Below are 21,290 nucleotides of genomic sequence, written 5' to 3' on the forward strand. Positions count from 1 at the left end.
GCTTGCTTTTCAAAGCCCTAATTCGCCAAGTCCCTGCCGTATGATCGAAAAATCATCATCGGTCGCGTCAACGATCGTCGAAGCCACGTTCCCGCCGTAGCCGCCGTCGATAATAATGTCGACCTGGTGCTGGAACTTCTCGAAAATCAGCTCGGGATCGGTCGAGTACTCGATGACTTCGTCCTCGTCGCGGATGGAAGTGGTAATGATGGGGTTACCCAGCTCCTTCACGATCTGCCGGGGAATGTTATGGTCCGGTACGCGGATACCCACCGTCCGTTTGTTTGTGTTCAGGAGTTTGGGGACGGCGTTGGTCGCTTCCAGAATAAACGTGAACGGACCCGGCAACACCCGCTTCATCAGCTTGAACGCCTGATTACTCACCCGGGCATAGTCGGCAATGTGGCTCAGGTCATAACAGATAAACGAGAAATCGTTCTTTGTCGGTTTGATGCCTTTGATGCGGGCCACTCGTTCGACCGCGCGGGCATTGTGAATGTCGCAGCCCATCCCATAAATCGTATCGGTTGGGTAAATGATAACCGCTCCGTCGCGGAGGGCCTTTACGATATGGTCAACCCGGCGGGGATCGGGGTTTTCGGGATACAGTTTTAAAAACTCAGCGGGCATAGTACCAGGCAATTTCGGACGTCTGTTTGCTAACAGAACGGAATCAGTCACCAGGAAAACGCCGAAAAAGGGGAATCTGTTTAAATCAGCGGCCTTTGGAGCGCCAGCGTTTACCCTTTCTGCTGCAGTTGGCGGTACTGACGGTACAGCCGATTAACGGGAATATTCAGCCAGCTGAGCCGAAGAACCAGGCGCGTGAGCAGGTCCGGCTGTTCCAGTTTTCGGAGCAACTGCCCGAACTGCTGGGCGAGATCGAACTGTTCGGCGTAGAATGCCTTGCGCGTGAACCGCCGAATACGATTCGCCAGAGCATGGCGTTCCAAGGGCGTAATGCATTGGGGCAGTGCTTTCTGGCATACTACCAGGGACGACCGGAGTAATTGATTGCTGGGCAGCACGACCTGCGCCGATAGTGAATTGCCAACCCGTCGTTTGAGCGTCAGAATTTCGTCCTGGTAGGCGTAATGGTATTGACGCGAGGAACGAACCCAGAAATCAAAATCTTCGAAGGCGAGTGTTTCGTCGTAGCCCCCCAGTTCGTTCAGGACGTCCCGGCGCATCATCATAGTGGGTGTGCAGATAAAATAGGACTCCAGCACCTGCTGAAACACGTTTCCCGATGGCACCTGAACCGCCGACCGACCCGTCTGATCGGTCGGGTAGTGTTGATTCAGTTGATTGCCCTGCTCGTCGATATACGTTGCGTTGGAAAAGACAACGGCATAAGGGCCAGCCAATTCTTCAAATAGCGCCACCTGCCGACTGATGCGGTGGGGCAAGAGCAGATCGTCGGCAGCCAGGTCGATCACGTATCGCCCACTGGCCAGCGTAAGCCCCTGGTTGAACGCCCGGTTAAGCCCCAGATTGGTATCGTTCTGAATAAAACGAGTGGCCGGATATTGCTTCTGAAAGGCGTTGATCTGTTCGGCAGACGTATCCTGACTGGCGTTGTCGATCACGATTAACTCGACGTTCGGATAGTCCTGAGCGGCTACCGACTGAAGCGTTGCCGTAATAAAACGGGCCTGGTTAAAGCAGGTACAGATAACAGTTACCCAGGGCTGAATCTGATCCAGATAAACGCTCATGGGTAAGGAGACAGATGGCCCGGTAATCGAACGCATACAAAAAGCAAAATTCTGATGAGGTGGCCGTGCTATCAGATTACTTGCCAACCTCCGATTCGTTTCAACAAACTTACCGGGTGGTAGCCAGTGTACTCTCGTTTTTTTGATTAAACGGAGAAAAAGGTAACATATAGCGGGCAAAAATAGAGATTGGCATGGTTTTTCGCCGTAAACAGGTAGATTCTTACCGTAGTACTGTCAGTAGTCGGAAGGAGTCTTACATTTATGGGTTAGGGTTTGCAAACGTCACTTCACTCGTCTGAGGTGACGTTTGTTGTTTTCTCAGCAACACTGGGGTTCTTGTCTCCCTCCAGGTCATAGAGGGCTACGTTGATCTCAAACCCGACGATCAGCAGCAGCGATACCAGGTTGATCCAGATCATCAGAGCGATCAGCGTACCGATGGAGCCATAGACCTTGTTATAGGAACCAAAATTAGATACGTAGTAGGAAAAACCGAGCGTCGTCAACACGATCAGGAGGGAGGCCGTTACGCTGCCGGGGGTTACAAAAGCCCATTTCATGTTCACGTCGGGGCCGTAGCGATAAATAACCGACAGGGCTCCCACAAAAACGGCAAAGACGATTAGATACCGGCCAATGGCCAGCAGGTTGACGAATACGACGTTGTTGAGAATCCCGAACTTTAGCAGGTAGTCACTCACAACGCCCCCCACAATCAGGACAACGACGGCCAGAATCAGGGCAAACGCGAGCGTGAAGGTCAAACCAACAGCAATGGCCCGAACTTTGAAGAAGCTACGATCTTCATGGGTGTGGTGCGAGGAGTTGAAGGCGTTCATCAGCGCCACCAGTCCGCTGGTAGCTGAATAGAGCGCGAACAGAAAACCGAACGAAAGCACCCCGCCCTGCGGCCGACTGATGATATCCTGAATGGTTGTTGCGACGGTACTGTAGGTATTTCCTGGCAACACCTGCTGGAAAAAATCCATGATCTGCGCCCGCAGGTTATCAATCGGTACGTAGGGAATCAGGGTAAAGAAGAAAATGACGGTCGGGAAAACGGCCAGAATCAGGCTGTAGGCAACGGATGCTGCCCGCTCGCTGGTATCGTCTTCGGCGATCTTAGTAATCACTTTGTTCAGGAACTCGTACCAGGACAGGCGGGAATCGATGGGTTGGTGTTCCTGCAGCCAGGTACGCGTTCCCTGCATCGCGTCAAAGCTCATTAACTTTTCAAACATAGGCTTCGGTAATCAGTGAATACAGGAATGGGAACAGGGAGGACAGGAACAAGGAGAAAGGAAGAGGGCCGACGATAGACGCGACTAATTTCTCTTGTTTCTGTCCTCCCTGTTCCTTGTTCCTAAATACCTTCCTTCTACAGATTCCTTCCTTTTTTAACCTCCTATTCAAAGAAAGGTTTGATGGCGCTGATGAGTTCGGGGGGTGCAGAACAGGGGCGCCCGGTGGCTGACCGGACAAAGACCAGTGTTGTCTGACCGTTGTTCAGGATGTGACCGTGCTGGTCGATAATTTCGTAATTGAAGCTGATCCGCGTCTTGGGCAACTGGGGAATCGACACGCGAATGGTGAGCAGATCGTCGTAGCGGGCGGGCCGGATAAACCGCGACTGCAGGTCGTAAACGGGCATGCCAATGCCGCTCGTTTCCAGATCTTTGTAGTTCACCCCCAATTGTCGCAGGGCTTCGACCCGGCCAATTTCGTAGAAACGGGCATAGTTACCGTAGTAAACTATGCCCATCTGGTCCGTATCGTAATAACGTACGCGGATGTTGGGAACGTCGTAGGTGTACATGGGGAGAGGGAGGAAGGGGAGGAAAGGGACGAGTGGGGGGAAGGGGAAAGAAACAGGAGAATCGTATCTGGTCATGTCTATTTCCCTCTCGTCCCTTTCCTCCCTTTCCTCCTTCTATTTCATAATCTTCATCCGGGTAAGAGCCTGCTGATACAGGCGGGCGTTGGCCAGGTGTTCGGACAGCGTTTTTGAGAACGTGTGATAGCCGTTGAACTTGGCATCGACCACAAAATACAGGTAGTCGTGTTTTTCGGCGTTCAGGACAGCATCGATGGTCGCCGGGGCGGGGAGGTTGATTGGTCCCGGTGGCAGGCCTGTATAGCGGTAGGTATTGTACGGCGAATCGACGGTGAGCTGTTTGTTGAGCAGTCGGCGGATGGTGAAATCACGTAAGGCAAAGATGACGGTTGGGTCGGCTTCGAGTTTGATGCCTCGTTTCAGACGGTTAAGATACACGCCCGCTACCCGCGGCTGTTCGTCGCGTTTGTTGGTTTCGGCGGCCACAATGGACGCCAGTACCTGCACCTGCGTCTGGGTCATACCCAGTTCTTTCGCTTTGGCCTGCCGCTCGGGCGTCCAGAACTTCTTGTATTCAGACCCCATCCGGTCCAGCAGAGCTTCGGGTTTAACCGTCCAGAAGATTTCGTAGGTGTTGGGCAGGAACATGCAGACAATCGTCGTCGTGTCGAAGCCGTATTTTTCGCAGGTAGCCGGATCGTTCAGTAGCTTACCCAGGGCATCGGGGCCAAATTCAAACTTGCTGCCCAGACGATAGATCAGGTCGCTTTTCTGGCGCATGCTGTTGAACGTAACGGGCATGGCATCCTGGCTGCCGCTCCGGAGTTTGTTCAGCGCAGCCCGGTTACTCATACGGGGCGTAATCTCATACCGGCCTTCTTTAACCCGCTCCTGGTACTTCATCAGCTTGGCCAGGAAACGAAACGACGTTTCGTCGTTGATCACTTTGTGCGTTTTCAGGGTGTCCATTACCGAATCGAACGTGGACCCCTTGGGAATGAGGAGAGCAAAGGTCTTATCGCCGTCCTGCACCTGCAGGTTAGGGCTTCGGAAGACCTGCCAGAAATAAAAAGAGAAAGTTGTCAGCAGAATGGATACTGTGAGAAACAGACCAATCTTAACATTATTCGACATAAAGACTACTGGAATTTCAAGCGCGAATTTAGAAGAAAAGACCCGCAAATGAGCTACCTCCTTCGATAAGTCTTGTTTTAACCGCGTGCCCATCATCCGCATGACGATTACGCCAAGTCGGGGCTAAAATCGGTGGGGAGCGTTGATTAAACGGCAATTCCGGAAAAAAGACCGTACTTTTGGGCGAACCAAATCCCCGCTGCTTTGGTAGGTCGTCCTCTTTCTATCCGCCGGGTTTCCGACGGTCCGTCGCTTTACACACTTTCCTTCTGGCTATTGAGCGCCAGTAACTTTCTGTTCTCCGCCAGCTTCCAGATGATGATTCCGGAACTGCCCGATTACCTGACGCGGCTGGGGGGGCGCGAGTATGTTGGGCTGATCATTGCCCTGTTTACGCTCACGGCGGGCGTATCACGTCCGTTCTCCGGCAAAATCACCGATACCGTTGGCCGAGTGCCGGTCATGGCGTTTGGGTCAATCATTTGCTTTCTGTGTGGTTTCCTGTACCCGTACCTGGTTACGGTATGGGGCTTTCTGACGCTCCGGCTCATTCACGGTTTCTCGACGGGGACCAAACCAACAGCCACGGCTGCCTACGTGGCCGACGTTGTTCCTCCTACCCGTCGGGGTGAAGCTATGGGTATGCTGGGACTTTTTACGGCTATGGGTATGTCGCTGGGACCCGCCATTGGAAGCTGGCTGGCCGAAGCGTATTCCATGGATGTCATGTTCTGGACTTCCTCGGCCTTTGCGCTGCTGTCGATCGGGATTCTGCTACGTATGCCCGAAACACTGGTTAATCCACAGCCGTTTCGATTTAGTCTTCTGAAGCTGAAAAAGGAGGAGATTTTTGAGAAGCAGGCCCTCAATCCGTTCATTGTGCTGTTGCTGCAATCCGTATCAACGGGGGCCATCCTGACGGTTGTTTCTACCCTGAGCACATCGCTGGGGATTACCAATAAAGGATTGTTTTTTACGGTCTATACGATTGCTTCGCTGGTTGTACGACTGGTATTCAGCCGGGCTTCGGATAAATACGGTCGGGTGCCCATTCTGTTTGTCGCTACGTTGCTGCTGGCCGTGTCGATGGGCCTGCTGATGGTGACCAACTCCGTACTGTGGTTCTGGATAGCCGCTATCTGTTACGGGCTGTCGGGGGGGATGAACTCCCCGACGGTACAGGCCTGGACTGCCGATCTAAGCAACGAGCACACGCGGGGCCGTGCTATGGCGACGATGTACATTGCCCTCGAAGCCGGTATCGGACTCGGCGCCGTTGGGTCGGGCTGGATGCTGAATCATCTGTCGGGCTCAGCCGGGATCAGTGGCGCTTTTGCCCTGTCGGGTCTGCTGGCGCTGGTAGCGGTAGCCTACCTGGGCTGGCTGTGGTCTAAACACGAACGGGTAAAAACGCCCGTTACCGATGCTGTCATTCAGGAGCAGGAGTAAGATCTTGTTAGATGAACGCGGCAGAAAACGGTCCCGGAATAACAGCATAGAGCGCTCTTCCGGGACCGTTTGCCTTAGCACAGGTTGGGGTTGTCAGGTCGATCCAGTAGTGAAAAGAGATGACAGCCAGTTTATGGAAATAGCTTTACTGCTGACTCTTTGTGTGGGACTTTCCTTCACACCAATGAAATTTTTACTAGCGCTTGCGTTTATCGGGGCCACAGTAACAGCACTTTCTGCTACGCAGGCCAGGGGGCAGTCCGGAAGGCCGATGCCGTCTGATACAACGGTTTATATGATTGTTCAGGAGCCCCCTGCATTTGTGGGTGGTAAGGAGGCCCTGTTCCAGTTTATTCAGGCAAACAGTAAATACCCGGTTAATTCCAAGAAAGGACCGCTGGTACAACTCAGGCTTTTAATAGAAAAAGACGGCTCTGTATCAGAGGTCAAAACGATTTATACGGACGTCAGTGAGGAACTGACGCAGGAAGCCAATCGAATTGGCAGAACCATGCCCAGATGGATACCGGGTTCTCAGGACGGACGACTATTGAGGGCCTACGCCGTAGTTCCCATCCGATTTACTAACGGTAAGTAAAAACTAAAAGAGTCAGGCCGGGTGCCATTATCATAACCGGATTTTCAGTGTTGCACAACATGATAGGCACCTGATACGATGGTATTCCGTTCATCGACAGCCGTTAAAAACCAAATCGTTGTGTTGGTGGGTAGAGCAGGGGCGGTAATTGACGAACCCTCAACTTTAGCGGGCAGCGTTATCCACCTTCTTGATTCGTACGGCAACGTGTTGTCTGTTGTGTACGATAGGGCAGCACCATACACCCGCGTTTTGGCCAGTACTCTGGCGCTGACCAGACCAGAGCCAACATGCTCGGCGGTTAACGTAGCCAATGGAGGGGCGCCGAACAGGATCTGATTGAAAAATACCTCAATTTCGGGCGCATTCGCGCCATCGCTCTGCGAATGTTTGAAGTAAGGACGCAGGCTATACTGAGAGTTCTGCGCCACCAGACTGCTGGATTTGCTGAGGCTGACGGGCGCAAAGTACTGGTCAGTGGCGCCGGCCAGCCAGAGCACGGGCGTGCGGACCTGCGGCAGGTAGTTGGACGGGTCGTATTTGGTGAGCCATTGAGTGCGCTGCTGGGCTGTCAGAGACAGGAAATCTTGATCGAACACGCTACCGGGTTCATTCAGGAAACCGCAGCCATAACTGATACTGACTGCACTCAGACGAGGGTCCAGCCCGGCAACTATCGTTGTCAGAAATCCTCCCCAGCTCACACCTGCCATAATCGTCCGGCTGGTGTCAACGTCAGGTAAGCTTCGGATCAGCGAGTGGGCCGCCATAACGTTAGATACGGCATGGTAAACCCATTGTCTGTCCTGCGGCTGGGCAATACTGGTAAATTTCTCGCGGCTATTCTGTGATGGTCCTCCCTTAGACAGGCGTTGATAATCAGGGCCACTGCCCCCCAGGTCCATGGCAATGGCGTGGTAGCCGCGACTGGCCCACAACTGAACCCAGTCCTTAAACGCGTAGCCATCTCCGCCATGTACCAGAACGATTGCCGGCCTTTTGCCGGTTGCGCCGTTACTGGGTTTAGCGTAGTAGGCAAACACGTCCGTAGAAGCTAGGTTTCCGTAGGCGGGACCGCTATAAATAAGCTGCCGGACCGGCTCAGTTTCTGCGTTGATCCAGCGATAAAGGGGGGGCTTCGCCAGATCTCTGGGCCGCCAGGGACCCATCTGAGCCGCCAATTCTGGGGTAGGTAAAGCCGGTATATGTTGAGGTACGAAGTCGGTGCAAGCGGTGATAGTAACTGAACAGACTAGGATAAGTAGAACGCGTAGTAAACTAGTATAGATCATGAAAAAAAATCTACCATGGAGTAGTAGCAAGCTATAAAAGTACGATCGGAAACCGTTTAAAATATTTATTTGAGGAATAAATGCGAACTTTAGTAAACCGGTGTCCGGTGTAGGCTGGCGTTATAAAACGGACTGACGATGACGCAGTATAGTATATTTTATTGACTTAATGTTAGCCCAGTCGCGTTGCAGGCAATGAACCTGATTGTTTTTCTCCAGGAGGGTTACATGGGCAACGGCACGATAATCAAACGGGTCAGGTTCTGACTGAAACCGCTGCCGGTGATAGACTACGGGCATGACCTGAGCAGATAAGAAACACAGTCATGGATGATATAGAACCGCGTATCCGCCCGCTGGTCGATGCGCTCAACGCAACGGAACTGGTCCGGACGTTTTCGAGCTGCGAGGGCCATTTCGCTCCCAACGAGCAGACGCTGGTGGATCGTAACCGGGCCGAAGTCCGCTTCGTACCGGCAGACGGGAGAACGGTTGAAGCGGTAGAACAACTGATGACGTACCTGCTGACAACCTTCAAACGACGGTACGGCATTCTACCAGTTCATCTGACTGGCTACAAGCTGTATACTCCGCTGGATGATACGTCAGTTGAGGAAACGTTTGTGCTCGAACTGCGGCCTTTCAATCGCTTCGATCCACCCGACCGGAAACGCGCCGATACGGACCACGCTATTGGTCAGGTGGTGACACTACTCCAACAAAAAAGCGCCCACGCCAGCCTCGACTAAGCCAGCGTGAGCGCTTCTGGGATTACCTGGTGTTTACAGAATGAACTGGCTCAGGTCCCGGTTTTTGACCAGGCCATTTAATTTCTGGCCAACCAGTTCTTTCGTCACAACGACGTGGGCGTTCGCGCCGATTACGTCCGGAATGTCGAACATGAAGTCGTTCATCAGGTGGCTTAACACGGTCTGAAGCCGCCGGGCACCAATGTTCTCCACGTCGGCGTTGACCTCGAAGGCAATCCGGGCCAGCTCACGTAGCGCTTCGTCGTCGAAGGTCAGTTCAACGCCTTCGGCCTGGAGCATCGCTTCGTACTGCTTGGTCAGTGCGTTCTTGGGTTCTTTCAGGATCTGGTAAAAATCGTTTTCCGACAGGCTCTGCAACTCCACCCGAATAGGAAAACGACCCTGCAACTCCGGAATCAGATCGCTGGGTTTGGCAACGTGGAAGGCCCCCGCTGCAATAAACAGAATGTGATCTGTGTGAAGAATACCGTATTTGGTGTTCACGGCGCTGCCTTCAACAATAGGCAGTAGGTCGCGCTGAACGCCCTCGCGGCTAACGTCTGGCCCACCGCCGTTGCCGGAACGGGAGGAAGCTACCTTGTCAATTTCGTCGATGAAAATAATCCCGGCGTCTTCGGCTTTGCGGATGGCTTCTTCCTTCACTTCGTCCATATCGATTAGCTTGGCGGCTTCTTCCTCCAGCAGAATCGTTCGGGCTTCGGCGATGGTCACCTTCCGTTTCTTGCCCCGCTTGGGCATCATGTTGCCGATCATTTCCTGAATGTTCATCATCGACAGGTCATCAACGCCACCGCCCAGCACGCCAATATTTGGCGTCTGCGACTGCTGAACATCGATGTCGATCTTGCGGTCGTCCATCTCGCCGGAGCGGATTTTCTCCCGGAACCGTTCGCGGGTACGTTCGTTCAGTTCGGCATCCGGATCGTTATGTTCGTTCGAGAAGCCCACGGACGGGGCACCCGCTGGTTTGACGGGGGGAATCAGAATGTCCAGGATGGCATCTTCGACGTTCTGCTGGGCCTTGACTTTAACCGTTTCCTTTTTGGCCGAACGTACCATATTGATAGCCTGCTCAACCAGATCCCGAACCATGCTTTCCACGTCGCGGCCTACGTAGCCGACTTCGGTAAACTTCGACGCTTCCACCTTGATGAAAGGGGCATCGGCAATTTTGGCGAGTCGCCGGGCAATTTCGGTTTTACCGACGCCGGTCGCGCCAATCATCAGAATATTGTTAGGCGTAATCTCGCGCTGCATGTCGGCTGCGCTGTTCATCCGGCGCCAGCGGTTGCGGAGGGCAATCGCTACGTTCCGTTTGGCGTCGTGCTGGCCGATAATGTACTGATCCAGTTCGGCAACGATCTGCCGGGGGGTAAGGTCTTTGAGTAATTGGGTCATTGAAAAAAGGGGGACAGGTTAACGTCCATGGTGAAGAAACGCAGGAAACGGGAAAATGTGCCAATAAGAACTGGATTTTTGGCGTTCCAACAGTGTCCGTCTTCTTCGGATGGGCGTTGTCGGGCCAAATCCACTACCTTTGATTTTCCCGGAACAGATCAATGCCGCTAACCCGTTCAGACGGATCAGTGGCTGAGAAGCTGGGTAAACCTGTCCTTATTTTTCAAAGTACATATGCACTTTCTTCGTACCGCTTTTCTGGCACTCTGCGTCAGCGTCGCCCAGGCGCAGTCCCCCATTCATTTAATCCCACAGCCTGTCAGTATGCAGGCGCAGAAAGGAACATTTACGTTAACCAGGTCAACCAGTATTCAGTATAACCAGAGTGGGGGAAAAGTTGCCGCCGACCTGCTGGCGCAGCAACTGAATACGCCTACTGGCTTCTCGATCAGGCCGAAAGAAGGTAAATCGGGTGCTATCCAGCTTAACCTGAACGCGACGCCAAACACCCAGCTTGGGGCCGAGGGGTACTCGCTGACGGCTACGCCCAAAGGTGTTATCATCACAGCGAACCAACCTGCGGGGCTATTTTACGGGGCGCAGACGCTGGCACAACTGCTGCCCAAAGAGATTGGCAGTAAAACAGCGGTAAGTACCAGCTGGACCGTACCCGCCGTACAAATCACCGATTACCCACGTTTCGGCTGGCGGGGAATTATGCTCGACGTGAGCCGTCACTTCTTTCCAAAAGAGGACGTAAAAAAATACATCGACCAGATCGCCAAACTAAAATACAACACGCTGCACTGGCACCTGACCGACGATAACGGCTGGCGTCTGGAGATCAAATCGTTGCCGAAACTGACCAGCGTTGGCGCCTGGCGCGTGGCCCGGACCGGCCACTTCAACGACCGCCCCGAACCGAAACCCGGTGAGCCAACGCCCTACGGCGGATTTTATACCCAGGACGACGTTCGCGAGATTGTCAAATATGCCCAGGATCGCAACGTGACAATTGTGCCGGAAATTGATATTCCTGGTCACAGCATGGCGGCTCTGGCAGCCTATCCCGAACTGAGCTGCACCAAAGCGCCGGTGAGCGTTAATCCGGGTACGGCGTTCTCAGAATGGTATGGCAACGGTACCTTTAAAATGAAAGTAGAGAACACGCTGAACCCGTCGGACGAGAAGGTGTACGAGTTTCTGGACAAAGTCTTTACCGAAGTTGCCGCCCTTTTTCCGAACCCCTACATCCATGCCGGTGGTGATGAATGTTACAAAGGCTACTGGGCGCAGGACCCCGGCTGCCAGGAGTTGATGAAAAAACTGAACATCCGGCACGTCGAAGACCTGCAGGGGTACTTTATGGGACGGGTCGAGAAAATCCTGACCGCCAAAGGCAAGAAATTCCTGGGCTGGGACGAAATCTTGGAAGGTGGAATCTCGCCAACGGCTACGGTTATGAGCTGGCGGGGCGTGAAAGGCGGGATCGAAGCCGCCCACATGGGCCACAACATAGTGATGACACCAACGACCTTCGCGTATCTTGATTACAACCAGGGCGATAATTCCGTTGACCCACCTATTTACGCAACACTACGTGCCCAGACCAGCTACAACTACGAACCCGTGCCGGACGGGGTCGATCCGAAGTATATTCTGGGTGGGCAGGGGAACCTCTGGACCGAGCAGGTTCCAACGCTACGTCACGCCGAATACATGACCTACCCGCGCGCCTGGGCGCTGTCTGAGGTGTACTGGTCGCCAAAGGAGATCAAGAACTGGCCGAATTTCGTGGAGCGGATGGAGTCGCACTTTGACCGGGCGGATGTGGCGCAGGTGAACTACTCGAAGGCGATATACGACGCCATTGTCAAGACCAGTATGAAGGATAACAAACTCATGCTGAACATGGCTAGTGAAGTGCCCGGCCTGGCTATTTACTATTCAATCGACGACACCATGCCCGATCAGTTCTCAACCAAATACAGCGAGCCCGTTGAACTGCCCGACGGACCGATCACGCTGCGTGTTGTGACGTACCGGGCGGGCAAACTCATCGGGCACCTGATTACGCTTTCGCGCGATGCGCTGATGAAGCGGGCGGGGCGGTAAGTAGTATGTCGGTTCTTCATAATCCGGGTGAGGAGTGAAGGTTGCGACGTTTTTAGCGTGCATCGGTACGCCTGTATAGCTGCACCTACGTAACAGAAGGGCTGGTTTTGTCGTTGTCAGTGCGGCCGGAGCGTACTGCTTTCTGGCCGCTTTTGATATTTGCGTTACCGATAGCGCGAACGCGAATAAATTTTCAAAAAAACGTGTTATATACGAAAAGAAATCGCTTACTTTTCGGAAGTCACACTTAAACGTCAGTCATTGTTTGGTCGAAAAAGTCATCACCCTCGATAATGTCTCGCTCATTGATTTTCTGGGCGTAGAGAATACTAATATTAAAGAAGTTGCCGCAGCATTCCCGATGAGTAAGATCATCTCCCGCGGCAACGAAATCCGGATTAAAGGCACTACGCCCGAGATTACCCGGATCAGCGACATCCTGGATTCGTTGCTTGAACACTACCAGCGTTACGGAAAGATTACGCACGAGAACGTGCAGAACTACCTAAGCACCAGTGGTATCTCGACTGCCGGGGTAGGGGCCGTTCCTCCGGTGCCACCCGACGATGATGAAGTACTGGTGTATGGAACGCGCGGGGTTGTGGTCCGGGCGAAAACTGATAATCAGAAACGATTGGTAGAGGCCGCCGAGAAATACGACCTGGTGTTTGCCGTTGGGCCTGCTGGTACGGGTAAAACCTATACGGCAGTTGCCATTGCCGTTCGGGCACTGAAAAATAAGGAAGTCAAGAAAATCATCATTACCCGGCCGGCAGTGGAAGCGGGCGAAAACCTGGGCTTTCTGCCGGGCGATCTGAAAGAAAAGATTGACCCGTATCTGCGGCCAATCTACGACGCGCTGGACGACATGATTCCGGCCGAGAAGCTGAAATTTTATCAGGAAAACCGGATCATTGAAATAGCCCCCCTGGCGTACATGCGCGGACGGACGCTGAACAATGCGTTTATTCTGCTCGACGAAGCGCAGAACACGACGACGATGCAGATGAAGATGTTTCTGACGCGGATGGGGCCAACATCGAAAGCCATCATCACCGGCGACCGGTCGCAGATTGACTTACCGAACCGGCAGAAGTCTGGTTTGGTCGAGTCGCTGGCCATTCTGAAAGATGTCAAAGGAATTTCGTTTGTCGAACTTGATGGTCGGGACGTGGTACGTCACCGGCTCGTGCGGGAAATTGTAACGGCTTATGAAAAAGCAGGGCAGTAATCGCCTGAGACGAAACGGGAGAACCGGCTGGCGTTGGCTGGCCGGTTCTTTTGCGTGTTTGGTATCTTCCGTCGCCTGGGCGCAGACGCCCGCCGACACGGCCGTTATTCGCTGCGGGTCGGGTATTTACGAAAAACTCAAACAGCAGCAGAATCCCGGGCGAATCCAGCGGTTCAACGAGTTCAACCGCCGGATTGACCAGTACCTGGAAACGCAGAAAAATTTCCGGCTGCAGGCTAATGAGACTATCTACCGCATTCCAGTTGTTGTGCATGTCGTACACAGCACGGCATCTGGCACCATCGGCGGGGGGAACAACGTCAATATTTCCGCCGAGCAGATCATTTCGCAGATTCAGGTGCTGAACGAAGACTACCGCCGGAAGGAAGGATCCAACGGATATAATACCAACGTACTGGGCGCGGATGCCGGCATTGAATTTTACCTGGCCACGACTGATCCCAACGGACAGCCATCAACCGGAATTACCCGGACGTATTACGCCACTAAATCGGCCTTTAATCCTATCTCGGATGCTGACCGCCAGGAGCTGGCGCGAGTTGTCTACTGGCCCAGCGACCGGTATCTCAATATATGGGTAACTAATCTGGACGGCTATCTGGGCTATACCGAATTTCCGGCCGCTGCCGATACGTTACAGGGATTGCCTTCCGTCGGTAGTGAATATGTGGACGGCTCCATTATCGACTATCGGTATTTTGGTCGCCAAACAGGAACGGTACAGAGTGCCTCTTATGCCCTGGGACGAACGGCTACGCACGAAATTGGTCACTGGCTGGGCCTGCTCCACCCGAACGGAGACCTATCCTGTGGTAACGACTACGTAGCCGATACACCCCCAACGGAAACGCTGAACCAGACAACCCAGTGCCGGGAACTGTACTCAACCTGCGTCGGTGGGGTGCGTACCCGTAACCTGACCGAGGATTACATGGACTACTCGCCCGATGCCTGCATGAACCTGTTCACAAAAGGGCAGGTAGCCCGGATGCGGGCGGTACTACAACTGAGTCCCCGTCGGGCGCGACTTATCCGGAATGCAGCAGAAGGAGCGCCACCTGAAGCCGAAATACTGACGGTAAGTGTGTCGCCAAATCCGGCTACGATCGACCCTATTGTGGAAGTGCTACTAAAAGGCGCACAGGATTTTACGGTCGACCTGTTCGATGCTGGTGGTCGACGTCTTCGTTCCTATCCGTATTATAGTACGCCAAGCACTTTTGTTTCGGTAGCCGTAAGCGGTTTACCCACTGGCCTGTATATTGTCCGGGTGAAAACGGCTAACGAACAGGTCAGCAAACGCCTGCTGGTTCAATAAGCGCAGCTTTCGCGCAAGGTCACCAACCGACTGGCGCCTAACGTTGCCAGTCGCTTTTTATATGATAGACGTTTTACCAATTGCCAGTCCTGCCGATTTAGAAACGGCTTTTGCCATTCGGCGTACCGTATTTGTGGAAGAGCAGCAAGTATCGGCCGAAGAGGAATACGATGAGTACGAATCGACCAGTACGCATTTTCTGGCCCGAACGGATGACGGGACGCCCTGCGGCACGGCACGCTGGCGCCGGACATCGGAAGGGGTGAAAATGGAACGTTTTGCGGTCCTGCGTGAATGCCGGGGACAAGGTGCTGGGAAAGCGCTGGTGCGTGCCGTTCTCAATGATATTTTTAATCAGCAACCCGAACCCATTGAGCGGATCTACCTGCACGCGCAGGTAACGGCGATGCCTTTGTACGCTGGTTTTGGCTTTGTGCCGGTTGGAGCCATGTTTGAAGAAGCGGGCATTCAGCACTATAAAATGGTCCTGCCGGGTTCGGCATACGTTACCCAATGAGCACCGGGTTCGGCAGTTATCCCTTTGTTCGGTACGCAGCTGGCCTTGGCTCCGGTATTGGCCTCTATGTTCTGCTACCCGATTCAAACTGGCTGCCCTGGCTGAGTCTGACGCTGGGCGTGGGGCTGTTGCTGACTGGTTTTTGGGTAAAATTCCCCAAGCCGTACCGGCCTATTCGCCCGGCTTCGGGCCTCGGCGCTTTTCTGCTGCTGGTCGCGCTGGGCTGGCTGGTGACTTACCTGCGAACGGGCAGTAACCAGCCCGATTCAATTTTACACGTAGCAGCCACGCCCGCCGATACGCTGCTGCAGAGCTACGAAGGTGTGGTAACTACCCAACCTGAAGAACGGGCCAAGACGTACCGCGTTGAGTTGGCCGTGCATCGTGGATTGGTTGATCGTCACTGGCAACCGATGAGCGGACGGATATTGGTCTATCTTGACAAGGCCAACCAGCCCGTGCCGCGTTACGGCGAGGTGTGGCTGGTGACGGGAACGCCCCGACTCATCGATCCGCCCCTGAACCCTGGTGAGTTCAATTACAAGCGTCACCTGAGTTACCGGGGGATTTACCACCAGCAGTACCTGCGTCCGTTCCAGCGCAGGGTGCTTGGCCTCGACCCGCCGAATGTCTTAACTCAGTTGGCGATTCAAGTCAACCAGTGGGCCGATGGTGTATTTACCAGGCAGATTGGCAGTCGGGCAGAGTACGGCATCGTGAACGCCATGATTCTGGGCGTTCGGGACGATCTGGACACGGCGCAGTATCAGGCGTATTCCATTGCGGGGGCGGTCCATATTCTGTCGGTATCGGGTATGCACGTCGGGATTTTGTTTCTGGTGCTGACGTTTCTGATTGGTCTGGTGGCAGGGAAACGCGACGACCGGGTCTGGCTGGTGCTGCTGCAACTGGCTATTCTGTGGTTCTATGCCCTGGTCACCGGATTTTCGCTGCCAGTCCTGCGCTCGGCGGGGATGTTTTCTCTGCTGCTGATTGCCAAAGCGCTTGGCCGCCGGACTCCCTTACCCAATACGTTGGGAGCGGCTACGTTCTTCATTCTGCTCTATGATCCGTACGCCCTATTTTCGGCGGGGTTTCAGCTGTCCTGTCTGGCCGTAGCGGGGCTGGGTGCCTGGCAGTCGTCGGTATACCAGTCCATTACGTTCCGTTATTCCTGGCTGAACAAACTCTGGGAGTTAACTGCCGTAGCGCTGGTGGCCCAGCTCGTTACGTTCCCGCTGGCGGTTTTCTACTTCCACCAGTTTCCAACCTATTTTCTGCTGGCCAACCCGCTGGTGATGGGCTGCTCGCTGGTACTACTTCCCTTGGCAATGGCGCTGCTGGCGGTATGCTGGATTCCCTACCTGAGTGACGTACTAGGCTGGCTGTTGAAAGAAGTGGCCTGGCTGCTCAATTATGCCGTCACGCAGACGGGAAAGCTACCCGGCGCAGCCTGGGACGGTTTGTGGTTATCGCCCGTGGCACTGATCCTCGTATACGCCGTTATCCTTTGTGGTACGGCGTTGATCCTGACCCGTAACCGAACCTATGCCTGGGCGACCTGCTGGCTGGCGCTGCTGCTGGCGGGCCTGACCATCCAGGACGATTACCAACAACGGCACCAGCGCCGGCTGGCGGTTCATTTTCTGCCGCACAAGACAGCCGTGAGTTTAACGGATGGGTACACCAGTACATTGCTGACCGACCTGCCTCTCCATGACACCCGCTCGTACGATTTCTATCTCAAAAATACCTTTGGGGGCTGGGGGATCTCCCGCCCGGCAGTTGCCCAACTAACTAATCAGCCTGATACGGTATTGACCCCAGCGGTGTCAGCCTATCACCAGACACCGGCCTATGGACTGTGGGTCTGGCAGGGAAAATCCATCCTGCTGGTCAACAAGCTGACGGGACAGAATCGCTGGAAACTGCCCGCTGTTGTTGATTACCTGATTGTCCGCCGGAATGCCCTCCGTGACTGGGAACAGCTCAATGGCCGCGTGGTGGCTCGTCACATCATCTTCGATGATTCCAACAAAACACCCCTGACCGACCGGCTGCTGGCCGAAGCCGGTCGGCGGGGGATTGCGTGTTATTCGGTGCGGCAGATGGGGGCTTACGTAGCGGATCTAAAGTAGCGCTTTGTTAAAAAACGACCCATTCGCCCTGCGTACGGACCTGCTCCTGGGTGTAGCTAACGCCATGAATCTTGAGTCCAGCCTGATCCACCAGCGTAATGATCCCCCCTTTATTGGCTAACTGCGCCTGCTTTCCGGAAAGGTGAACCGTCTTGGTTTCGCCGGAGGCCAGCTGACCCGAGAGGGTTTCCTTCCGCTTCTGGGAATCCAGTAAGCCCCAGCCGTCGAGCGAAACGGCTTTCGACAGCGGATTAAAGAGCAGCACCTGCTCAGTACCCGCATCCTCGCCCGCCGGATTGACCAGAGCCGCCAGAATCCGCAGGCCATTTGTTAGTTCGGGAGTGCCGCCAATTGGTGTACCGCCGGGAGTGCCACCTGGGGTACCGGGTTCGGGCGTTTCTCCGCCGGGCTCTTCGGTATGAACCGTCTGCGACTGGAATTTGAGAAAATAAGCGACCCAGCGATCATCCTCTGGAAAATGAATCAACACGGCCCCGTCCTGCCATACACCGTTATCGCCCGCGTGCGGACCGGGCGGGTTACCCTGGTTCATGTGAATATCATGGATGCCGTTGCCCGGACGAAACCCGAAATATTGATCGGGTTTGCTGGCTTCGGGGCCCCACTTCTCGCCAAAGGCATAGACATCAGCCCGGCGAGCTTTCGCCTGATCGACGTAGAAGCCAATCTTATCATTCAGATCGTTGTCAGGCCCATCCTGGGAAGGGGGCAGAATCTGCATCTGGTTAATGTCGAACAGGTTTCCCCGGATGAAATCCAGCGCCATGCCGCCCGGCTCGGAAGCAACCGCAGTAAACCCTTCGGGAAGGCTTCTGATCCGGTCGCAGACGGGGTGTTTGAATGAGTCGATCACCAGAAACTGGAGATCCCGGTTCTTCGTATCATTCGAAAGTACGTTGATAGCGATGCGGTGGTCTTCGCCCTTGGCCAGAATACGAATCTGGAAGTGGTTACTGCGGGTAGTACCGGGCAGTGAATCGACGGCTTTTCCTTTCAGGATTCCATAGCGATGGAGAGGCATACGAAAGCAGTTTGCGCGATTTGACGCGTTTGAGCGGGCAAACTATCAAATTTCATTGCCTACCCATTTGTTAACTGAGCGAATGGCTCACTGAGTGCTAATAAATCGCCGGCCGTTCGTTACGTACCATCCTGAATAAAACCTAATCCTGGCTGTATCGGACGCGTAATCGACGTACCACATCCCCGACCAGTTCATCGCGCATATCGGTGTACAAGGACCAGCGGGAGGGCGGAAACAAATTGGCACTTTTCAGGCTGTAGCCATTCAGGGCGCGGTCGTCCCCACTGAATGTCTCCCATTCCGTCTGCCAGGTGCGGCTCTCCCAGATGGGTTCTTCCCACAGCGTCTGCCCCGTCTGGGTATCAACGGCCCGCATTCGCAAATCCAGCCCCGCTCGAATTTCCCGCCGGTGCGTAGTGAGGGTCCCTTTGGCTTTTTCCAGAATATCTACTTTGGTAGAGTCATTGATTTTCTTCTCGCCAACCTTATACTCCTGCGTGCTGTAGACGGTTGTGCTGGACGAGGACGTACGTTCATCATAGGCATCGTAATCGGTTACCTGCATCTGAATGGCCTGGTGAATCGGAAAGCCATCGCCGGCTGATTCGGTTGGTGGGTACAGCCGAACGAACGTAGACGGTGCTTCGGAGTGGCCGAGTCTATCCAGTATTTTTTCACTTAGACGCTGATTATCGGACTGGCTTATGTCACGCGTTGGCCCCAATGGTTCGACTACCACCCGTAAGATGGCGAAGGGGAATGCGTCTTCGGATTTTGCTTTTGCCTGCCGATAGTCAGGTACCCAATCCAGCGCTTTTTTATAGTTCAGATAGGCGTCTTTAGCCGCTAACCGATCTTGTTCCCGATACGCAAACGCCTGTTCAGCGGCTTCGTATCGGTCGGCCGCGGCTAGCTCCCGCGTGTCGCGCTGACGATCCTGGTACGAGAGAGGGTAGGCCGTTAACCAGTTAGGACAACTGTCGCATACGGTCAGGACACGACGATCGAGGGCTTGATTAGCCTTGTGCGCGTCATCGGTAAGCGCCTGTAGTTTTTCGTACGCCTGATATACCGATTCCCAACGGAAAGGAGCTGTGTTGGCGGGTGATGAAAGCTGACGAATTGTCGTCTGGTGTTGCTCATAGGCGCGGATAAAAGCCTGCTGAAGCACCCAGGGAGCCAGCGTATAACCGCGTTTGCCGATGCCTTTGGGCTGCTGAAGCCGGTACGACGCCCGTTTTACGGCCAGATCAAAATGGCCGTGGTTCAGGGCGGTTTTGCCCGTGCTGCACGCAGCTAACAAAGCGGCAAAAAGAGCGAGGAGAAGAAAAGGGCGTAGCATGGCATAAGAGTAGGTAGATAGTGACCCTTAGACAATGCTGGAAGAAGATGGTTTATCGGTTATACTCAAGTTAAACCAGCGATCTGGATGATTATTAATCTGGAGGGAGAGCTTATCAATGCGCAACAGAACATACTAAAAAAATAAACCCGCTCATCGACTGATGAGCGGGTTCAAACCTATTAGGGGTTCGTGGTTGAGGCCGGTGGTGTAACCGCGACGCCTTTGGCGGGCGGCCGAAAACCGCCGATTTCTTTCTGCATCTCTTCCTTCTTGGACTGATAAAGCGTCCACTGCTCCGGCGTTATCAGGGTTTTGAGCTGATCTTCTTTCTCTTCGTTCAGCATCAGCATCATATCCTGGATCTGCTTGACCGCTTCCGGCGACGGGCGTCCGCCACCTTTTCCAACGATATCTTTGAGTGCGTCCTGCTGCTGACTGGCATATTCGTTGTTGAGCTTCTTGACGTCTTTAAGCTGCTCTTTGCTCAGGTTCAGGTTCTCTTTCAGCCACTTGGTTTCCTTGTTCGCCAGATCACCGGCTATGTTCGGTATGGCGGGGGGCAGTCCACTGGTCTGGCCAGCACCCATACGGCGCCCCATCCCCCCACCGTACATGCCATTCCCATAACCGCCGTAGCCATACTGGCCAAAGCTCGGGATACTAGTCAGGAAAACGGCCGTCAGGCAGAAGAGCGTAAGGAAAGGCAACTGGTTAACGAATTTCATAGTTACTGATTTACGAACGTATTTTTCTTGCTACGACAAAAATAAGCGAAAAACAGACGTAGTGCTAGGCGTTGGTAATCGGAAGGGCGTGTAGAACCAACCCCGTTGCCGGACCTTACATCCGAACTTTCATAATGGGTAGTTCACCTTCGGGAACCAACACAATAATATTTTCGGAGACCGTCTCGCCGTTTTCGAGCATGTGTCCGGCCTGGACCTGAACGGTTGTCGTCACGGTTTTGCCTTCGGCATTTTTGGTGGACGTGGAATAGGGCACTATAAACGGACGGGCTCGTACTGTAGCTGATTTCGACGTCATGCGCGCTCCATTGGCGTTCAGACAGTCGAAGTTGGCCAGCAGATCCTGATTCTGCAGCCCAAAGGCGGTCTGTTTCGGGAACATTAGTTTGGTGCATCCGCTTTTGTTGGCTACGTAAACCGTGATCTCATACCGGTTGAAAGTGCCTTTGTTGCCAACGTCCTTTTGGCTTTCGTTTCGGATGGCGTATCCGTATTCAATTCCGTTGACTACCGCGGGTTTATCGGTCGTGACCTCGTGAGATGCCTGATCCATCGCCGGCTGAACGCTCCACAAACCGAGAAAAATTAAGAGGCCCGGTAAATTGTTCTTCATGCGAA

Annotated in this window: 19 protein-coding genes; 8 read left to right on the forward strand and 11 right to left on the reverse strand. The window is 53.9% G+C overall.

Translation table 11 applies throughout. The features are described from left to right. Positions 1 to 9: 9 nt before the first annotated feature. The 5 genes from HU175_RS13160 to mltG all read right to left on the reverse strand — a co-directional run bounded on the left by HU175_RS13160 (position 10) and on the right by mltG (position 4,689). Positions 10 to 630 (reverse strand): L-threonylcarbamoyladenylate synthase, encoded by a 621-nt coding sequence (locus HU175_RS13160; protein ID WP_176567036.1) that lies wholly within the window; start codon positions 628 to 630, stop codon positions 10 to 12. Between the two features lie 110 nt (positions 631 to 740). Then, positions 741 to 1,754: a glycosyltransferase gene (locus HU175_RS13165; protein ID WP_228724150.1), complete on the reverse strand. Its 1,014-nt coding sequence runs from the start codon at positions 1,752 to 1,754 to the stop codon at positions 741 to 743. A 254-nt stretch (positions 1,755 to 2,008) separates the two neighbouring features. Beyond that, the gene (locus HU175_RS13170; RefSeq protein ID WP_176567037.1) at positions 2,009 to 2,962 is read right to left on the reverse strand and encodes a YihY/virulence factor BrkB family protein; all 954 of its coding nucleotides are present in this window, start codon (positions 2,960 to 2,962) and stop codon (positions 2,009 to 2,011) included. Between the two features lie 164 nt (positions 2,963 to 3,126). Beyond that, on the reverse strand, positions 3,127 to 3,537 hold the full coding sequence (locus HU175_RS13175) for an acyl-CoA thioesterase (RefSeq protein WP_176567038.1): 411 nt from the start codon (positions 3,535 to 3,537) through the stop codon (positions 3,127 to 3,129). 114 nt (positions 3,538 to 3,651) lie between these two features. Next, entirely contained in the window at positions 3,652 to 4,689 is a 1,038-nt protein-coding gene (mltG, locus tag HU175_RS13180; protein WP_176567039.1) for an endolytic transglycosylase MltG, read from the reverse strand. 204 nt (positions 4,690 to 4,893) lie between these two features. Here mltG and HU175_RS13185 point away from each other — a divergent pair, with 204 nt between their 5' ends. Beyond that, complete coding sequence (locus HU175_RS13185) at positions 4,894 to 6,138, forward strand: MFS transporter (RefSeq protein ID WP_176567040.1); 1,245 nt, start codon at positions 4,894 to 4,896, stop codon at positions 6,136 to 6,138. A 184-nt stretch (positions 6,139 to 6,322) separates the two neighbouring features. Then, complete coding sequence (locus tag HU175_RS13190) at positions 6,323 to 6,736, forward strand: energy transducer TonB (RefSeq protein ID WP_176567041.1); 414 nt, start codon at positions 6,323 to 6,325, stop codon at positions 6,734 to 6,736. A gap of 44 nt (positions 6,737 to 6,780) precedes the next feature. On the opposite strand, the gene HU175_RS13195 is transcribed toward HU175_RS13190, so the two are convergent. Next, positions 6,781 to 7,917, reverse strand: a complete 1,137-nt coding sequence (locus HU175_RS13195; RefSeq protein WP_176567042.1) for an alpha/beta hydrolase family protein — start codon at positions 7,915 to 7,917, stop codon at positions 6,781 to 6,783. A 437-nt stretch (positions 7,918 to 8,354) separates the two neighbouring features. On the opposite strand from HU175_RS13195, the gene HU175_RS13200 reads away from it, so the two are divergent. Then, a complete protein-coding gene (locus HU175_RS13200) occupies positions 8,355 to 8,777 on the forward strand; it encodes a hypothetical protein (RefSeq protein ID WP_176567043.1) in 423 nt (140 codons plus the stop codon). A gap of 33 nt (positions 8,778 to 8,810) precedes the next feature. Here HU175_RS13200 and hslU read toward each other — a convergent pair whose 3' ends face one another. Beyond that, complete coding sequence (gene hslU / locus HU175_RS13205) at positions 8,811 to 10,196, reverse strand: ATP-dependent protease ATPase subunit HslU (RefSeq protein WP_176567044.1); 1,386 nt, start codon at positions 10,194 to 10,196, stop codon at positions 8,811 to 8,813. Between the two features lie 234 nt (positions 10,197 to 10,430). On the opposite strand from hslU, the gene HU175_RS13210 reads away from it, so the two are divergent. The 5 genes from HU175_RS13210 to HU175_RS13230 all read left to right on the forward strand — a co-directional run bounded on the left by HU175_RS13210 (position 10,431) and on the right by HU175_RS13230 (position 17,536). Continuing rightward, positions 10,431 to 12,311, forward strand: coding sequence for a beta-N-acetylhexosaminidase (locus HU175_RS13210; protein WP_176567045.1), 1,881 nt, complete (start codon positions 10,431 to 10,433; stop codon positions 12,309 to 12,311). Positions 12,312 to 12,576: 265 nt separating this feature from the next. Beyond that, entirely contained in the window at positions 12,577 to 13,542 is a 966-nt protein-coding gene (locus HU175_RS13215; protein ID WP_176567046.1) for a PhoH family protein, read from the forward strand. Between the two features lie 58 nt (positions 13,543 to 13,600). Next, on the forward strand, positions 13,601 to 14,881 hold the full coding sequence (locus HU175_RS13220) for a M43 family zinc metalloprotease (RefSeq protein WP_228724151.1): 1,281 nt from the start codon (positions 13,601 to 13,603) through the stop codon (positions 14,879 to 14,881). A 61-nt stretch (positions 14,882 to 14,942) separates the two neighbouring features. Continuing rightward, positions 14,943 to 15,398, forward strand: a complete 456-nt coding sequence (locus HU175_RS13225; protein WP_176567048.1) for a GNAT family N-acetyltransferase — start codon at positions 14,943 to 14,945, stop codon at positions 15,396 to 15,398. After that, positions 15,395 to 17,536, forward strand: a complete 2,142-nt coding sequence (locus tag HU175_RS13230) for a ComEC/Rec2 family competence protein (RefSeq protein WP_176567049.1) — start codon at positions 15,395 to 15,397, stop codon at positions 17,534 to 17,536. Before HU175_RS13225 ends, HU175_RS13230 begins: the two co-directional genes overlap by 4 nt. A gap of 7 nt (positions 17,537 to 17,543) precedes the next feature. Here HU175_RS13230 and HU175_RS13235 read toward each other — a convergent pair whose 3' ends face one another. From HU175_RS13235 to HU175_RS13250, 4 genes are all read right to left on the reverse strand, one after another. Beyond that, on the reverse strand, positions 17,544 to 18,578 hold the full coding sequence (locus tag HU175_RS13235) for a DUF2278 family protein (protein ID WP_176567050.1): 1,035 nt from the start codon (positions 18,576 to 18,578) through the stop codon (positions 17,544 to 17,546). A gap of 142 nt (positions 18,579 to 18,720) precedes the next feature. Further along, positions 18,721 to 19,923 carry a hypothetical protein gene (locus HU175_RS13240; protein WP_176567051.1) on the reverse strand — a complete coding sequence of 401 codons (1,203 nt, stop codon included), beginning with the start codon at positions 19,921 to 19,923 and terminating at the stop codon, positions 18,721 to 18,723. A gap of 182 nt (positions 19,924 to 20,105) precedes the next feature. Then, entirely contained in the window at positions 20,106 to 20,651 is a 546-nt protein-coding gene (locus HU175_RS13245; protein ID WP_176567052.1) for a hypothetical protein, read from the reverse strand. Positions 20,652 to 20,766: 115 nt separating this feature from the next. Continuing rightward, complete coding sequence (locus tag HU175_RS13250; protein ID WP_228724152.1) at positions 20,767 to 21,285, reverse strand: ABC transporter permease; 519 nt, start codon at positions 21,283 to 21,285, stop codon at positions 20,767 to 20,769. Between the last annotated feature and the right edge of the window lie 5 nt (positions 21,286 to 21,290).

This window comes from Spirosoma sp. KUDC1026, assembly GCF_013375035.1.
GTDB lineage: Bacteria > Bacteroidota > Bacteroidia > Cytophagales > Spirosomataceae > Spirosoma.